The organism is Kitasatospora sp. McL0602 (assembly GCF_052076145.1).
Taxonomy (GTDB): Bacteria; Actinomycetota; Actinomycetes; order Streptomycetales; family Streptomycetaceae; genus Kitasatospora.
Genome location: NZ_CP197246.1, coordinates 1,836,772 through 1,851,441 on the forward strand (window position 1 = coordinate 1,836,772; position 14,670 = coordinate 1,851,441).

A 14,670-nucleotide genomic window follows, 5' to 3' on the forward strand; every position below is an offset into this window, starting at 1 on the left:
CCGTACCGTGCGGCAGGCCGTGCCACACTGATCGTCCGTAGGAGGTGCGGGCCCGCCGGGTCCGCGAGCGGGGGAGGAAAGAGTGGCGAGGCGGCGCAGCTCCGGGGTGTCGGGCATGCTCGCGGAGGCGCAGCGGCAGCACCGTCTGCGGCAGGAGGAGCAGCGGCGGGCCGCGCTCGCCGCGCAGCGCCAGTACGAGCGGCAGCAGCGCGAGGCGCAGCGGGCGGCGGCGCAGGGCGAGAAGGAGGCCGTGCGGGCCTACCAGCAGCAGCGCGAGGCCGATGCGGCGCGGCGGACGGCCGAGTTGGAGGCGCGCGTCGCGGAGCTGCGTGGGGTGCTGGAGGCGGGCCTGCGGGGCGGGCCGGGCCAGGTGCCGCCGTTCGACCCGGGGCCGCTCGGGGTGCCCGTGCCGATGCCGGACCCTGCCTGGTACCAGGTGCCACCGCCGCCGAGCGGCGGGTACGACCGGGCGACCCGCAGGCAGTACGAGGAGCAGGCGGCGCACGCGCGGGCCAGGTTCGAGTACGACTGGCAGGCGGCGCAGGCGGCCGACCAGCAGCGGCTGACGCAACTCGCGCAGTACCGGGCGCAGTTCGACGCCTGGGCGATGGAGCACCGGCGGCTGGCCGCCGAACGGGCCGACCGCGCGGCCCAGTTGGCGGCCGGCGGAGCGACGGACGCGGCCTCGGTGGTCGAGCTCTTCGAGGGCGCGCTGCGCTGGCGCACCGACTGGCCGGAGGGCTTCCCCTCGGACGGGCTGGTCGCCTGGGACGCCGGGGCGCGCCAGCTCGTCGTCGACTGGCAACTGCCGAGCCCGGAGGTCGTCCCCGCCGTCGCACGGTTCCGGTACGTGAAGAGCGACGACCGGGAGCTCGAAGTCGCCCGCAGTGCGGCCGAACGCAGGCTGGTCTACCGGGAGTTGCTCGCACAGTCTGCGCTGCGGACCTTGGCCGAGCTGTTCCGGGCGGACACCGGCAAGCTGCTCTCCTCGGTCGCCCTGAACGGCTGGGTCGAGGCGCTCAACCCGGCGACCGGCCGGGAGGAGGAGCGCTTCCTGCTCTCGGTGACGGTGGAGCCGGCCGCCTTCCTCGACATCGACCTGACCCGGGTGGAGGCCGTCAGCTGTCTCGTCGACGGGCTGCGCGGGCGGCTGTCGAAGCGGCCGGAGCAGCTGGAGGCCGTGCGGGCGGACCGTTCGGCCGAGGCGGTGGCGGCGTCGACCGGCGCCGACGTCGGCAGCGGGGAGGGCGCCGACGACCCCGACCTGTTCACGATGGACCCGATCGAGTTCGAGGAGCTGATCGCCGAGCTCTTCCGGCGGCGCGGCTACCAGACCCGGACGACCGCCCGCAGCGGCGACCAGGGGGTCGACGTGATCGCGGAGGACCCGGACCCGATCACCGGCGGCCAGATCGTCATCCAGGCCAAGCGCTACCGCCACCGGGTCGACCCGACGGCCGTCCGCGACCTGGACGCGACCCGCGTCCACCACGGCGCCAACCGGGGCATCCTGGTCACCACCGCGACCTTCGGTCCGGACTCGTACCGCTGGGTCGAGGGCAAGCCGCTGGCCCTGGTCGACGGCCCGACCTTCGTCGGGCTGCTCAGGGAGTACGGCCTGCGCGGGCGGCTCGGGCCGGGCACCCCGGCCGAACGCACGCCGGTCCAGCACGCGCCCGCCGAACGCACGCCGGTCGAACGCACCCCCACCCTGGTCGAGCACATCACCCTGCCTCCGGTGCTGCTCGCCCCGGGGCAGAACGCCGCCCTGCCGCAGCACGGGACGGGCGAGGTGACGGTGCGGTTCGACTTCGACCCGTCCGGGGCGGACGCCGACCTGACGCTGTTGCTGCTGGGGGCCGACGGGCTCGTCCGCAGCGACGCCGACTTCGTCTTCTACCACCAGCCGACCGCCGAGCAGGGCTGCCTGACACTGCATCCGAGGACCGATGACGGCGAGACGGCGACGGTGCGGCTGAGCAGCCTGCCGGGGAGCGTGCAGCGGATCGCCGTCTCGGTGAACATGGACTCCGACTCCACCCACACCTGCGCGGACCTGTGCCGACCCGCCCTGGAGATCCGGACGGCGGACGGCTCGGCCTGGGCCTTCACCCCGCCCCCGGACCCGGGGATCTCGGCCATGCTGGTCGCGGAGTTCTACCGCTACGGCCCGGACTGGAAGATCCGCGCCATCGGCCAGGGCTGGTCCGACGGCCTGGCGGGGCTCGCCCGCGCCCACGGCGTGGACGTCGCCTGACTCCGGAGTTACGAGGTCAGCCGAGCGTACGGATGAACTTCCACTCGCCGGCGCAGCGCCGGTAACCGAGCCACTCGTCGACGGCCAGCATCGGGGCATTGGTGTCGTCGTTGTTGGTACGCCTCGGTGATGCCCGCGGCGACGGCCCGGTGCAGCGAGTCGGCCTTGGCCAGCTTGGCCAGGCCCCGGCCCCGGTAGGTGGAGCGGGTGGTGGTGAAGGAGGCCCAGTAGTGGCCCCGGCCGTCGGTCTGCACGGCACTGAACGCGGCGGGGCCGCCGTCGGCGACCAGCAGGCGGTTGTGCCGCTCGGGCGCAGCCTGCCGGGTCGTCCAGAGCACCACCTCCGGCGTCATCACGAGGTGCGGACCGCCCGCCTGGTAGGCGGCCGAAGCGGCCTCAGCGTCGGCGTCGGCGTCGGCGTCGGCGTCGGCGTCGGCGGGGCGGAAATCACGGATCAGCAATGTCATAGGCGATCCACGTTAACCAGCCGTGCCCCGAATCCGCCCCTGAATTACCGGCGGCGCCGGTAAAGCAGGTGAAAGCTCAAGTTCAGCTCTGAGAATGCCTGGTCCGGGTTGGCAGACGGTGCCCGGGGATACACCCTCAGCAGCAGGAGCAGAGCGGGCATCGTGCACCGCTCGACTAGCCCTCCGAAGGGGGCGGTTTTCCCATGCATTCACCTCTCCCCCGGCTCGGCGTCGGGGTCGGCTGGCGGGCCGAGATCGACACCGTGGTCGAGCGGCTGCCTGGCCTGGACTGGGTCGAGGTCGTCGCCGAGAACCTCTGCACCGACAGCCTGCGCGCCGGTCGGCTGCCCGAGTCGCTGCGGCTGCTGCGGGCGCGCGGCGTGACGGTGGTGCCGCACGGCGTCGCCCTCGGCCTCGGCGGCGCCGACACCCCCGACCCGGCCCGGCTCGACCGGCTGGCGGTCGTGGCGCAGGCGCTCGGGGCACCGCTGGTCACCGAGCACCTGGCGTTCGTCCGGGCGGGCGGCCGGGAGGCCGGGCACCTGCTGCCGGTGCCGCGCTGCCGGGACTCGCTGCGGGTGATCGCCGAGAACATCCGGATCGCCCAGGCGGAGCTGCCCGTGCCGCTCGCCCTGGAGAACGTCGCCGCCCATCTCGCCTGGCCGGAGGACGAGTTGACCGAGGGCGAGTTCCTGGCGGAGCTGGTCGAGCGGACGGGTGTCCGGCTGCTCGTGGACGTCGCCAACCTGCACACCAACCACGTCAACCTCGGTCTGGACATCGCGGCGGAGCTCGACCGGCTGCCGCTGGAGGCCATCGCCTACGTGCACGTCGCGGGCGGGGTCGAGCGGGACGGCGTCTGGCACGACACCCACGCGCACCCGGTGAGCGAGCCCGTCCTCGCGGTGCTCGGCGAGCTCTGCGCGCGGGCCGTACCGCCCGGCGTCCTGCTCGAACGGGACGACAACTTCCCGCCGCCCGCCGAGCTGGCAGGCGAGCTGACGGCCGTGCGGGGCGTTCTCGAGAAGGCCACGGAGAGGGTGACGCAGGGTGTCTGAGCAGCAGGAGTACGTCCTCCGGCAGCCCGAAGGCGACCCGGAGCTGGTGCTGGCCCGCGAGCGGCTGGCCCGGCGGCAGGCGGAGCTGCTGGCCGCACTCGTCGCCGGGGCGCCGGTGCCGACGGGCTTCGACCCGGCCCAGGTGCGCGTCCAGGCCCGGGGGCTGGCCGCCAAGCGGCGGGAGACCGTCGCCCGCGTCGCCCCCGAACCGGCACGGCTGCTCGGCGCCGCGTACGGACCGCTCTTCCAGCAGTACGCCGAGCAGCACCCGGTGGCCGGGGGCCACCGGGCGGACGCCCGCGCCTTCGCCGCCTGGGCGCTGACCCGGCCCGAGGCGGCGGCCGGCCATGCCGGGCTGGCGGAGTGGCTGCGGCCACCCGCCCCCGCCCGGGGCCGCTGGTGGCAACGGGTGCAGCAGCTCACCGCGACATCGCGCAACTGACCGACTCACGTACGGGGGAAATGAACATGTGGTACATCGAGTTCACGATCGCCGCAGCACTGGTGCTCATGGCGGGGCTCGGCACCTCGGCCGCCCGGCACCGCCTGCGGCGGGTACCCAACCCCGCCGGGCTGCCCGGCCGGGGGCTGCCGCTGCTGGACACCGCCTTCCTGGCCGGCGGGCCGGGCCGGGTGGCCGACACCGTGATCGTGCGGATGCAGCAGGAGGGGCGGCTGATCGTCTCCCGCGAGCAGCTGGTCACCGTCACCGACGGGCAGCCCCGGGACGAGATCGAGGCCGTGCTGATCGGCACCGCCGGGCCGGGCCGCCAGGAGAAGCTGCCGGTGCTGCGCGCCAAGCTGATGTGCAGCGAGCACGTGCAGCGGATCGGCGACCGGCTCGCCGACCGGGGCCTGATGCGGCGGCCCGACCTGATCCGGCAGGTCCGCCGGGCCCGGCGGGTGCTCGCCGTCGCCCTGCTCGGCACGGTGGTGCTGGGCGCCGTCGCGACCGCCGACTGGCTCGGCCGGTCGCCGGAGGCTCGGGACACCAGCACCCCGCCGTTCTTCGCCTTCCTCGGCCTGCTGCTGCTCGGGCTGGTCTGGTACGCCGCCGCCAACCCGGGCCGCTCCCGCGTCACGCCCGCCGGAGTGCGCCAGCTGTCGCTGATGCGGCAGGGGCGGACCCCGTGGCAGCCCGTCGGCAGCGTCACGGCGGGAGCGGCCCTCGGGGTCGGCGGCGGGGTGGCGCTCGGGGTGCTGGCCCTGGACGGGGCGCAGTCCCTGGAGGACGAGGAGCTGCGGGCCGCGCTGCTCGCCCGTGCCGCCGTCCCGGCCATCGGCTCCGTCGCGCCCTCGTCCACCGGGTCGTGGTGCGGCGCAATCGTCGACAGCGGGTCGGGCGGCGGGTCCAGCTGCGGGTCCACGGACAGCACGTTCACGGGGGGCACGTTCACGGACAGCGGCTCCTCCGACAGCGGGACCTCGCACAGCGGCTCCGGACACGGTGGCTCCGGGCACAGCTGCGGGGCGAGCCACTCCGGGCACAGCTGCGGCGGGCACTCCAGCAGCTGCGGATCGAGCTCCAGCTGCGGTTCCAGCTCCAGTTGCGGTGGCGGTTCCAGCTCCAGCTGCGGCTCCAGCTGCGGTGGTGGTTCGAGCTGCGGGGGCGGCTCCTGAGGCGTCCGCCCGGTCACAGTTCGGTATCGCGCACGGCCAAACCTGTCCATCGCGGCCGAGGTGGGTCTAGAACAAGCCCCATGTGGTTGCTCTTCCTGATACCCGCCTGCCTGGCCGCCGTGCTCTCCTGTCTCCGGCTGGTGCGGGTCGCAGCCACCGCCGACTCGCTCGCCTGGATGGAGCGCGCGGAGCCCGCCGAGGCCGTCGGGATCGGCCTGTACGAGACGGCCTACCTGGCCGGTGGCCCGGCCCGGGTGGTCGATCTGGTGCTGGTCCTGATGACCGCCCGGGGGCGTCTGCACCTGGCCCACACCGGGTGGACGACGGTCGTCGACCCCCGGGGCCGGAGTCGGCTGGAGCGGGCCCTGATCGCCGCCGTCGGCCCGGAGGGCCAGTGCCGCACGGCCGGGCTCAAGGAGGAGCTGGCCGAGCACCCGACCGTGCGGGAGATCGGCGGCCGGCTCACCGTCGCCGGGCTGGCGACACCCGCCGCCGTCCGGGAGAGCACGGTGGTGGCGGTGCGGCAGGTGCGGCAGTCCCTGCTGCTGACGATCGCCATGCTGGCCGCCGCACTGGCCCTCGCCACCCCCGGCAGCGCCGACGCGGGCTCGGCCGTCGCCTGGTTCTCGCTGCCGCTCATCCTCACCAGCGGCACCCTGCTGATGGCCCGGGTCGACGTCCAGGCCTACACCCGCTGGGCGGCCCCCGCCGGGCAGGAGATCCTCCGGACCGTCCGCCTGCCGGACCAGCGCGGCCTCGGCGGCGACGCGGAACGCGAACTCCTCACCGCCGTCGCCATGGTCGGCCCCTCGGCCCTGGCCGACGCCCGCCTCCGCGCGGCGCTGCGCAGCTGAAGCAGCGGCACCCGGGGCGCACGAACTGAAGCGTTGACCACCAGGGGCGCGGGACCCAGCTGATTGACTGCGTGCGCGAAATCGGAAGGCGCGGCGCCGTCACTCCCGATTTCGCGCACGCAGTGAATCAAGCAGAGCCCCGCGCCCCTGGGACCGTAGGTGGCTAGACCAGGCCGTTGAGCAGCTCCGCGACCGGCTTGCGGCGGCCCGTGTAGAACGGGACCTCCTCGCGGACGTGCAGCCGGGCCCGGGACGGGCGGAGGTCGCGCATCAGGTCGACGATGCGGTGCAGCTCGTCCGCCTCGAAGGCGAGCAGCCACTCGTAGTCGCCGAGGGCGAAGGACGCGACCGTGTTGGCCCGGACGTCGGGGTAGCCGCGCGCCATCTTGCCGTGCTCGGCGAGCATCGCCCGCCGCTCCTCGTCGGGCAGCAGGTACCACTCGTAGGAGCGCACGAACGGGTAGACGCACACGTACTGGCGCGCCTCCTCGTCGGCCAGGAAGGCCGGGATGTGCGACTTGTTGAACTCCGCCGGGCGGTGCAGCGCCATGTTGGACCAGACCGGCTCCAGCACCCGGCCGAGGCCGGTGCGGCGGAAGCGGTTGTACGCCTCCTGGAGGTCGTCCGAGTCCTCGGCGTGCCACCAGACCATCAGGTCGGCGTCGGCACGCAGGCCGGATACGTCGTACGTGCCGCGCACGGTGACGTCCTTGGCGGCCAGCTGCTCGAAGAGCTCGTCGACCTCGGCCGCGAACGCGGTGCGGTCCTCGGGCAGCTCGCCCTTGAGGCGGAACACCGACCACATGGTGTAGCGGATGACCTGGTTGAGGTCACGGGCCTTCTTCTTCGCGGGCTGCTCTGCGGCCTGCGCTTCGGTGGTCTCAGTCATGCGTTCATTGTCCCTTCCGTGACGCGGGGTCCGGTCGCCGGGGTCAACACCTCGTTGACGGCCCGCCGCGCGCTCGCGATGCACGCCGGGATGCCCACCCCGTCGTACGCCGCCCCGCACACCGCCAGCCCGCCGAGCCGCCCGACCTGCTCGCGGATCCGCGCCACCCGGTCGAGGTGCCCGACGGGGTACTGCGGCAGCCCGCCGCGCCAGCGCGTCACGGCCGTGTCGTACGGCTGCGCCCGCAGCCCGACGGCCTCCGCCAGGTCGGCGAGGGAGCGGGCGACGAGCTCCTCGTCGGGCAGGTCGAGGGCCGCCTCCTCGCGGTGGCGGCCGAGCGAGGTGCGGAGCAGGAAGCTCTCCGGCGCGGCTTCGGCCAGCCAGCCCCACTTGTTGGAGGAGAAGGTCGACGCCTTGATCGACCGGCCGTCCACCGGGGGCACCAGGAATCCACTGCCGTCGAGCGCCTCGGCCAGGTCACTGCGGCGGAACGCCATCGTGACGAGGGCCATCCCGGCATACTCGACCGTCGCGAGATCGGTGGCCGCAGCGGGCGCGTCGGCGCGGAGCAGCCTGGCCGCCTCCGGGGCCGGGACGGCGAGCACCACGGCGTCGGCGTGCAGCGTCTCGCCGTTGCTGACGACCCGCCAGCCCTCGGGGGTGCGGCGCAGCTCGTCCACCGGGCTGCCGGTCCGCAGCTCGGCCCCGGCCTCGACGCAGGCGGCGGCGACCGCCTCCGGGAGGGTGCCGAGGCCGCCGCGCAGGCCCTGGAACACCGGGCCGCCGCTGCTCGGGCGGGTGGTGAGCTCGTGCACGCCGTCGACCAGCGGGCCGCCGGAGCGGGCGATCGGCAGCAGGGCGGGGACGGCGGCGCGCAGCGAGATCTCGTCGGCGTGCCCGGCGTAGACGCCGCCGAGCAGCGGCTCGACCAGCCTGTCGGCGACCTCCCGGCCGAGCCGGGCGGCGACGTACGCGCCGATCGCGATGTCGTCCTCGACCTCCGGTGCGGGCTGCTCGCGCCGGGCCCGGTCGAGGCCCTGCGGGGAGAGCACCCCGGAGGCGGCGAGGGCGGCGAGATCGCCCGGCACGCCCATCAACTGGCCGCCGGGGAGCGGGCGCAGCGCGTCACGGCTCCAGATCGCGGCCTTGGCGGTGCTCGGCGGCTCCAGGGCCTCCGCGAGCCCGACCTCGCGGGCCAGCTCGACCGCCTCCGGCCGCCGGGCGAGCATCGACTCGGCCCCGAGGTCGACCCGCACCCCGCCGACCTCACCCCCGTGCAGCTTCCCGCCGAGCCGGCCGCTCGCCTCCAGCAGCGTGACGCGACGCCCGCCGCCGCAGCTCAGGTACGCCGCGGTCAGCCCCGCGATGCCACCACCGATCACCACCACGTGCTCTTCAGCCATACCTCGCAGTCTTGCAGAGCACGGGCCGGCCTCACGCACCCGGTGAGCCCAGGGGCGCAGGCGATAGCGTTCGTCTGTGGACAAGGTTCAGGAGTTCGAGGCGCAGCGGCCTCGGCTGTTCTCGCTCGCGTACCGGTTGCTCGGCTCGGCTGCGGAGGCGGAGGACGCGGTGCAGGACACGTACCTGCGCTGGCACGGCGCCGAGCGGGGGCAGGTGGTGGTGCCGGGGGCGTGGCTGGCGAAGGTGCTGACCAATCTGTGCCTGAACCGGCTGACTTCGGCGCGGGTGCGGCGGGAGGAGTACGTCGGCCCGTGGCTGCCGGAGCCGGTGCGGACGGACGGCGGGGTGCTGGGGCCGTTGGAGACGACGGAGCAGCGGGACGCGGTGTCGCTGGCGGTGCTGGTGCTGATGGAGCGGCTGACCCCGGCTGAGCGGGCGGTGGTGGTGCTCCGGGACGCGTTCGAGTACAGCCACCGGGAGATCGCGGGGGTGCTGGACTGCTCGGAGGCGAGCGCCCGGCAGACGTACCGGCGGGCGAAGCAGCACCTGGCGGAGGAGCGTCCTCGGTTCAGCTCGGCCGCCGGGCCGCAGCGCGAGCTGCTGGAGCGTTTCCTGACGGCGGCGGCCGAGGGGTCCGTCCGGCAGTTGGAGGCGCTGCTCGCGGAGGAGGTCACGGCCTGGTCGGACGGCGGCGGCAAGGTCACGGCGGCGACGCGGCCGGTCACCGGCCGGGAGAAGGTGGCGCGCTTCCTGCTGGGGCTGTTGGAGCGGTTCGGGGCAGACCTCGACCTGGAATTCGCCGAGGTGAACGGCGCGGCCGTGGTGCTGGGCCGGGAGGGCGGCGAGCTGACCAGCGTCGGTGCGGTGGAGGGCGAGGACGGGCTGATCACGGGCATCCGGATCGTGCGGAACCCGGAGAAGCTGAGGTTTCTCGCAAGTCAGCTCCGGGGGCTGTCACAGAACGGGTAGCTCGCCGGTTCTTCTCCAGGACAGAGCGGTACGGGTGGAGAAGAGGGCCGACAGATGCAGAACGTGATCATGGTGACCGGGGCCACCGGCGTGCTGGGCCGCGAGGTGCTGGAGCGGGCCGCCCGCACCGGCCTGCCGGTGCGGGCGCTGACCCGCCGGGCCGAGCAGCCGGTGACGCCGGGCGTCGAGTGGCACTCGGGTGACCTGGTGACCGGCCGGGGGCTGGCGGACGCGTTCGACGGGGTCCGCACGGTGATCCACTGCGCCACGGACGCCCGGCGCTTCAAGAACGACATCCCCGCCTTCGAGCACCTGCTCGCTGCGGCCCGGACGGCCGGGGTGCAGCACGTCGTCAACATCTCGATCGTCGGCATCGACCGCATCCCGCTGCCGTACTACCGGGTGAAGTTGGCGGGTGAGCGGCTGTTGGCGGAGTCCGGCCTCGGCTGGACCAATCTGCGGGCGACGCAGTTCCCGGAGCTCCTGAACGGCGTGCTGCGGGTGCTGGCCAAGTCCCCCGTCGTCCCGATGGTCTCGGGCACCGCCTGCCAGCCCGTCGATCAGGGCGAAGTCGCCGACCGGCTGGTCGAGCTGGCCCAGGGAGCCCCGGCCGGGCAGGTCGCGGCCATGGCCGGGCCGAAGGTCTACAACTCCGTCCGGCTGGCCCGGGACTGGACGAGGGCGGCGGGCAGGCGGCGGCTCGTGCTGCCGGTGTTCCTCCCCGGCAAGCTCGGCGCCGCCCTGCGCTCGGGCGCCCTGGCCGCACCGGACCGGGCCGTCGGCGTGCGGACGTGGGAGGAGTACCTCGCCGCCGAGGTGGCGCAGCCGTAACCGAGTCGAGACCGCCCGGGGGGAGCCGCAGCGGCCCCGCCACCGTCCAACAGCCGCGCCCGGTAGGGACGCAGGACGATGGGGAGGCGCACGGAGATGGCGTACGCGAGAGCACGGCTGGCAGCGGCGGGGCTGGCCGTGGGGGTGGCGGTGCTGGTCGGCGGGTGCAGTAGTTCGGGAGGCAGTGCCTCGACGGCGGCGGCGAAGGCCCCGGCGGCCCTGGCGCCCGGCGACGCGCCGAAGGCGGCGGGCAGCGCGGCCAAGCCAGGCGTGGGCGGGCCGGGCACGGGCGGATCGGGCACGGCGTCCGTCGCACCGGTCGGCACAGCGGTCGGCGCACGGAAGTTGGCCTACTCCGGGCAGCTCTCGGTGCAGGTCGAGGACGTGCCGCGGGCGGTGACCGCGGCGCACGCCGTGCTCGCCGGGTCGGGCGACGCGTACCTCGCCGACGAGGAGACCGCCCCGGTGACCGACGGCGGGAGCAAGCCGCCGTACGCGCGGCTGACGCTGAAGGTGCCGTCGGCCGGCTACGACCGGACGCTGGACGAGCTGTCCCGGCTCGGCCGGGTGCTCTCCCGGCAGAGCAGGGCGGAGGACCTGACCCAGCAGGTGGCCGATGTCGACAGCCGCCTGAAGAGCCAGCAGGCCAGCGTGGAGCGCGTCCGGGCCCTGATGGGCGAGGCCAAGTCACTGCCGGACGTCGTCACCCTGGAGGCCGAACTCGGCCGCCGGGAGGCCGACTTGGAGTCGCTCCAGCATCAGCAGCAGGAGCTGGCGGCGCAGACCTCGCTCTCCACCGTCACCCTGGAGCTACAGGCCCGGGGCGGCGCCACCTCGGCGCCCGCGAAGCACCCGGAGGGCTTCTGGCAGGCGGTCGGCAGCGGGCTGGCGGGCGGCTGGCACGCACTGGTGACCGTCCTGCGCGGCATCGCGGTCACCCTGGCGGCCGTGGCACCCTTCCTGCTGGTGCTGGCCCCGCTCGGCTGGATGGTCCGCCGCCTGCGCGCCAAGCGCCCCGCGCCGGAGCTGCCGCAGAGAGAGCTGCCGCAGACGGAGGACCTTCCCTAGGGCCCAGCCGCTCAGCTCGCGGTGGACTCGTGCACGAACTCGACCAGCCGGCTCAGCGCGTCCGGGTCCATGGTCGGCATCACGCCGTGGCCGAGGTTGAAGATGTGGCCGGTGTCGCCGACCGCCCTGGCGGCGTCCAGCACCTCGCGGGCCTTGGCCTCCACCGCGCTGGTGGGGGCGTAGAGCACGGCCGGGTCGAGGTTGCCCTGGAGGGCCTTGCCGGGGCCGATCCGCTGGGCGGCGACGTCCAGCGGCACCCGCCAGTCGACACCGACCACGTCGGCACCGGCCTCGCCCATCAGCCCGAGCAGCTCGCCGGTGCCGACGCCGAAGTGGATGCGCGGCACGCCGTAGTGCGCGACGGCCTCGAAGACCTTGGTGCTGGCGGGCATCACCGAGCGGCGGTAGTCGGCGGGGGCGAGGGCGCCGACCCAGCTGTCGAAGAGTTGGACGGCGGAGGCACCCGCCTCGATCTGGATCTTCAGGAACGCGGCGGTGATGTCCGAGAGCCGGTCGACCAGGGCGGCCCACAGCTCGGGCTCGCCGTACATCATGGCCTTGGTCTTCTCGTGGCTCTTCGACGGCCCGCCCTCGACCAGGTAGCTGGCCAGCGTGAACGGCGCACCGGCGAAGCCGATCAGCGGCGTCGCGCCGAGCTCGGCGACCAGCAGGCCGACCGCCTCGGTGATGTAGGGCATGTCGTCCGGCTCGAGCGGGCGCAGCCGCTGGAGGTCCTCGAACGAGCGGATCGGGTCGGCGATCACCGGGCCGACGCCCGGCTTGATGTCGACGTCGATGCCGACGGCCTTGAGCGGCACCACGATGTCGCTGAAGAAGATCGCCGCGTCCACCTTGTGCCGGCGCACGGGCTGGAGGGTGATCTCCTTGACCAGCTCGGGCTGCATGCACGACTCGAGCATCGGGATGCCCTCGCGCACCTTGAGGTACTCGGGCAGCGAGCGCCCGGCCTGGCGCATGAACCAGACGGGGGTGTGCGGCACCGGCTCCCGGCGGGCGGCCCGCAGGAACGCGGAGTCGTACGCGGCGCCACGGCGCGCGGTGGGCTGCTGACCGGTCTGGGCTGCGGGGATCGCCGCGGATGTCTCACTCACTCCCAAATCTTCGCACGCGGCACGCCACGCTCCGCCCGTGCCTTCCTCCAAGAGCTCACAAGACCTCCTGCCGGACTGCGCACCGGACTTCTTGGGACGACAGTTCGAAGGCTTTGCACGCCACGCGGGCGTCAGGTGCTCGGAAAGCGACGCTCGCCGACCTAGTGTTCACCCCATGGCAGCGGTCGGCGGGCACCCCGCACAAGGTGGCGGAACGGGCAAGGAGTCGGCGCCGATCGAGTTCCGCGATGCGGTCGAGGCGCTGGCGGGAGCGCGGTTGCGCCCCGAAGTGCAGCTCTCGCCCGCCCCCGCGCCGCGCAGACTGGCACCGTTCGCGTACGCCGTGACGGCCTCGGTCGAGGTCGACGGGGAGGAGCTGGCGGACGGGCGTCTCGTCCTGCTGCACGACCCGGCCGGGCAGGAGCCCTGGCGCGGCGACTTCCGGGTCGTCACGCTCACCCGGGCTGATCTCGAACCGGAGATGGCGAGCGACCCGATGCTCGCCGAGGTCGGCTGGGCCTGGCTGACGGATGCTCTGCAGGCGCACGGCGCCGGGTACGTCGAGCCGGGCGGCACCGTGACCCACGCGTCCTCGCACTACTTCGGCGCCCTCGCCGAGCGGGTGGCCTCCACCGAGATCGAGATCCGGGCCTCCTGGACTCCGGCCGACGGCCGGTTCGACCGGCACCTGGCGGCCTGGGGCGACCTGCTCTGCATCTGCGCCGGCCTGCCCCCGGCCGTCCCCGCCCCGCTCTCGCTGCCCGACGTACCGTCACTCGGCGGAGTGGTCCCGATGCCCGCGCGGCGTCGTCCGCGCTCCCACTGACGAGCCCCTGCGCTCCCACGGAAGGGGTGCCGGGTCACGCCCTCGCACGGGTGCCACCCGCAGGGCTGACGGCGGGTGACTTCTACCCCGCTCTGCGTCAATTCCCTGCCCGGATCTGATCGCCACTGATCCCAGGCGGTCGATTCTGTGCGATTTCAGGGCATGTCGTATCAGTCATCTGCACGATTTGTCCGTATTGTTACTCACTAGATCGTGATCTTTCGCTAAAGCCGGGCACGGATGATGCCGAAGGTGTCAGTGACCCTTTCCATACGCGGAACACTCCGACCGCCCCCATCGGGGTGTCGTCCGCCACTCCCCCAAGGAGACCTGGTGTCGGTCCTTCTAGAGCACCCCGCAAACGTGGTCGCCTACCGGCCGACGAAGCCCACCGCCATGGTGGTCATCGCCGACCCGCGCGTCCGAAACACCGTCACCCGGCACCTCTGGGCGCTCGGCGTCCGCGACGTGATCGAGGTCTCCTCGATCGCCGAGGCCCGCCCGCGCGTCTCCACCCCCCGGGACATCTGCGTCGCCGATGTCCACCTCCCCGACGGCTCCGGCCTGACGATCCTGGCCGAGACCAGGGCCGCGGGCTGGCCGAACGGCCTCGCGCTCTCCGCCGCCGACGACATCGGCGCCGTCCGCAGCGCGCTGGCCGGCGGCGTCAAGGGGTACGTGGTCACCGGCACCCGGACCAACGTCGCGATGCCCGGCCGCCCCGGCCTGCCGATCGGCGCCGCCGGACTGGCCGGACGGATGCGTCGGCCCGGCATGCCCGGCGCCGTCGGAGCCCCTGGCGCGCCCGGCGCCCCGGGAGCCCCCGGCGCCCAGCCGACGGCCTACCGCGAGCTGTCCGGCCGCGAGGTCGAGGTGCTGCGGCTGGTGGCGGAGGGCCAGTCCAACAAGGCGATCGGTGTCGCGATGGGCCTCTCGGCGCTCACCGTGAAGAGCCACCTGGCCCGGATCGCCCGCAAGCTCGGCACCGGCGACCGCGCCGGGATGGTCGCCGTCGCCCTCCGGACCGGCATCATCCACTGACACCGCCGAACCGCCGCGGCCGCCGAGCCGCTGCGGTCGCCGGGGTCACCGAGGCCGCAAGGATCACCGAGGCCGTGGGCCGGGCGACGCCATGTCGCCGACACGCCGAAGGCCGTTTCGACCCGCTGGCAGGCCGCGGCGGTGGGCGGAGGAACGTTTCCTCCGCTCCACCGCTGCGGCCTGCCGCACATCCGGGCCCCCACACCGCCCCGTCACCGCGCCGAATTGCCCCCTCCGGGCAAGGTCAGGCCCCCGGCATATGTCCGAACACAGT

General features: G+C 74.1%; 14 protein-coding genes. 10 read left to right on the top strand and 4 right to left on the bottom strand.

Going from position 1 to position 14,670, the window contains the following annotated elements:
• The first annotated feature begins 82 nt into the window (after positions 1-82).
• Positions 83-2,257, top strand: coding sequence for a restriction endonuclease (locus tag ACR68M_RS08490; protein ID WP_441249828.1), 2,175 nt, complete (start codon positions 83-85; stop codon positions 2,255-2,257).
• 8 nt (positions 2,258-2,265) lie between these two features.
• Here the strand turns inward: ACR68M_RS08490 and ACR68M_RS08495 are convergent, their stop codons facing one another.
• The gene (locus tag ACR68M_RS08495) at positions 2,266-2,724 is read right to left on the bottom strand and encodes a hypothetical protein (RefSeq protein ID WP_441249829.1); all 459 of its coding nucleotides are present in this window, start codon (positions 2,722-2,724) and stop codon (positions 2,266-2,268) included.
• Between the two features lie 203 nt (positions 2,725-2,927).
• Here ACR68M_RS08495 and ACR68M_RS08500 point away from each other — a divergent pair, with 203 nt between their 5' ends.
• From ACR68M_RS08500 to ACR68M_RS08515, 4 genes are all read left to right on the top strand, one after another.
• Positions 2,928-3,782, top strand: coding sequence for a DUF692 domain-containing protein (locus tag ACR68M_RS08500; RefSeq protein ID WP_441249830.1), 855 nt, complete (start codon positions 2,928-2,930; stop codon positions 3,780-3,782).
• Entirely contained in the window at positions 3,775-4,224 is a 450-nt protein-coding gene (locus ACR68M_RS08505; RefSeq protein WP_441249831.1) for a hypothetical protein, read from the top strand. Before ACR68M_RS08500 ends, ACR68M_RS08505 begins: the two co-directional genes overlap by 8 nt.
• 26 nt (positions 4,225-4,250) lie before the next feature.
• Positions 4,251-5,402 (top strand): TIGR04222 domain-containing membrane protein, encoded by a 1,152-nt coding sequence (locus ACR68M_RS08510; protein WP_441249832.1) that lies wholly within the window; start codon positions 4,251-4,253, stop codon positions 5,400-5,402.
• Between the two features lie 80 nt (positions 5,403-5,482).
• Positions 5,483-6,256 carry a TIGR04222 domain-containing membrane protein gene (locus tag ACR68M_RS08515; RefSeq protein ID WP_441249833.1) on the top strand — a complete coding sequence of 258 codons (774 nt, stop codon included), beginning with the start codon at positions 5,483-5,485 and terminating at the stop codon, positions 6,254-6,256.
• 163 nt (positions 6,257-6,419) lie between these two features.
• Here the strand turns inward: ACR68M_RS08515 and hemQ are convergent, their stop codons facing one another.
• Positions 6,420-7,145 carry a hydrogen peroxide-dependent heme synthase gene (gene hemQ / locus ACR68M_RS08520; RefSeq protein WP_441249834.1) on the bottom strand — a complete coding sequence of 242 codons (726 nt, stop codon included), beginning with the start codon at positions 7,143-7,145 and terminating at the stop codon, positions 6,420-6,422.
• A complete protein-coding gene (gene hemG / locus ACR68M_RS08525; RefSeq protein ID WP_441249835.1) occupies positions 7,142-8,548 on the bottom strand; it encodes a protoporphyrinogen oxidase in 1,407 nt (468 codons plus the stop codon). Before hemG ends, hemQ begins: the two co-directional genes overlap by 4 nt.
• Before the next feature lie 76 nt (positions 8,549-8,624).
• On the opposite strand from hemG, the gene ACR68M_RS08530 reads away from it, so the two are divergent.
• From ACR68M_RS08530 to ACR68M_RS08540, 3 genes are all read left to right on the top strand, one after another.
• Positions 8,625-9,518 (top strand): RNA polymerase sigma-70 factor, encoded by an 894-nt coding sequence (locus tag ACR68M_RS08530; RefSeq protein WP_441249836.1) that lies wholly within the window; start codon positions 8,625-8,627, stop codon positions 9,516-9,518.
• 54 nt (positions 9,519-9,572) lie between these two features.
• Entirely contained in the window at positions 9,573-10,349 is a 777-nt protein-coding gene (locus ACR68M_RS08535) for an SDR family oxidoreductase (RefSeq protein WP_441249837.1), read from the top strand.
• A gap of 96 nt (positions 10,350-10,445) precedes the next feature.
• Complete coding sequence (locus ACR68M_RS08540) at positions 10,446-11,417, top strand: DUF4349 domain-containing protein (protein ID WP_441249838.1); 972 nt, start codon at positions 10,446-10,448, stop codon at positions 11,415-11,417.
• Between the two features lie 11 nt (positions 11,418-11,428).
• Here ACR68M_RS08540 and hemE read toward each other — a convergent pair whose 3' ends face one another.
• Positions 11,429-12,508 (bottom strand): uroporphyrinogen decarboxylase, encoded by a 1,080-nt coding sequence (hemE, locus tag ACR68M_RS08545; RefSeq protein WP_441251545.1) that lies wholly within the window; start codon positions 12,506-12,508, stop codon positions 11,429-11,431.
• A 196-nt stretch (positions 12,509-12,704) separates the two neighbouring features.
• Between hemE and ACR68M_RS08550 the strand changes: the two genes are divergently transcribed.
• Both ACR68M_RS08550 and ACR68M_RS08555 read left to right on the top strand, forming a co-directional pair.
• Positions 12,705-13,355 carry a DUF3000 domain-containing protein gene (locus tag ACR68M_RS08550; protein ID WP_441249839.1) on the top strand — a complete coding sequence of 217 codons (651 nt, stop codon included), beginning with the start codon at positions 12,705-12,707 and terminating at the stop codon, positions 13,353-13,355.
• Between the two features lie 333 nt (positions 13,356-13,688).
• Complete coding sequence (locus tag ACR68M_RS08555) at positions 13,689-14,396, top strand: LuxR C-terminal-related transcriptional regulator (protein ID WP_441249840.1); 708 nt, start codon at positions 13,689-13,691, stop codon at positions 14,394-14,396.
• Positions 14,397-14,670: the final 274 nt, after the last annotated feature.

What these genes read in the sequence shown, in the direction of transcription:
- ACR68M_RS08495 (WP_441249829.1), bottom strand. Translation starts at nt 2,724, where the DNA reads ATGACATTGCTGATCCGTGATTTCCGCCCCGCCGACGCCGACGCCGAC.
- ACR68M_RS08500 (WP_441249830.1), top strand. Translation starts at nt 2,928, where the DNA reads ATGCATTCACCTCTCCCCCGGCTCGGCGTCGGGGTCGGCTGGCGGGCC.
- ACR68M_RS08510 (WP_441249832.1), top strand. Translation starts at nt 4,251, where the DNA reads ATGTGGTACATCGAGTTCACGATCGCCGCAGCACTGGTGCTCATGGCG.
- ACR68M_RS08515 (WP_441249833.1), top strand. Translation starts at nt 5,483, where the DNA reads ATGTGGTTGCTCTTCCTGATACCCGCCTGCCTGGCCGCCGTGCTCTCC.
- hemQ (WP_441249834.1), bottom strand. Translation starts at nt 7,145, where the DNA reads ATGACTGAGACCACCGAAGCGCAGGCCGCAGAGCAGCCCGCGAAGAAG.
- hemG (WP_441249835.1), bottom strand. Translation starts at nt 8,548, where the DNA reads ATGGCTGAAGAGCACGTGGTGGTGATCGGTGGTGGCATCGCGGGGCTG.
- ACR68M_RS08535 (WP_441249837.1), top strand. Translation starts at nt 9,573, where the DNA reads ATGCAGAACGTGATCATGGTGACCGGGGCCACCGGCGTGCTGGGCCGC.
- ACR68M_RS08540 (WP_441249838.1), top strand. Translation starts at nt 10,446, where the DNA reads ATGGCGTACGCGAGAGCACGGCTGGCAGCGGCGGGGCTGGCCGTGGGG.
- ACR68M_RS08550 (WP_441249839.1), top strand. Translation starts at nt 12,705, where the DNA reads ATGGCAGCGGTCGGCGGGCACCCCGCACAAGGTGGCGGAACGGGCAAG.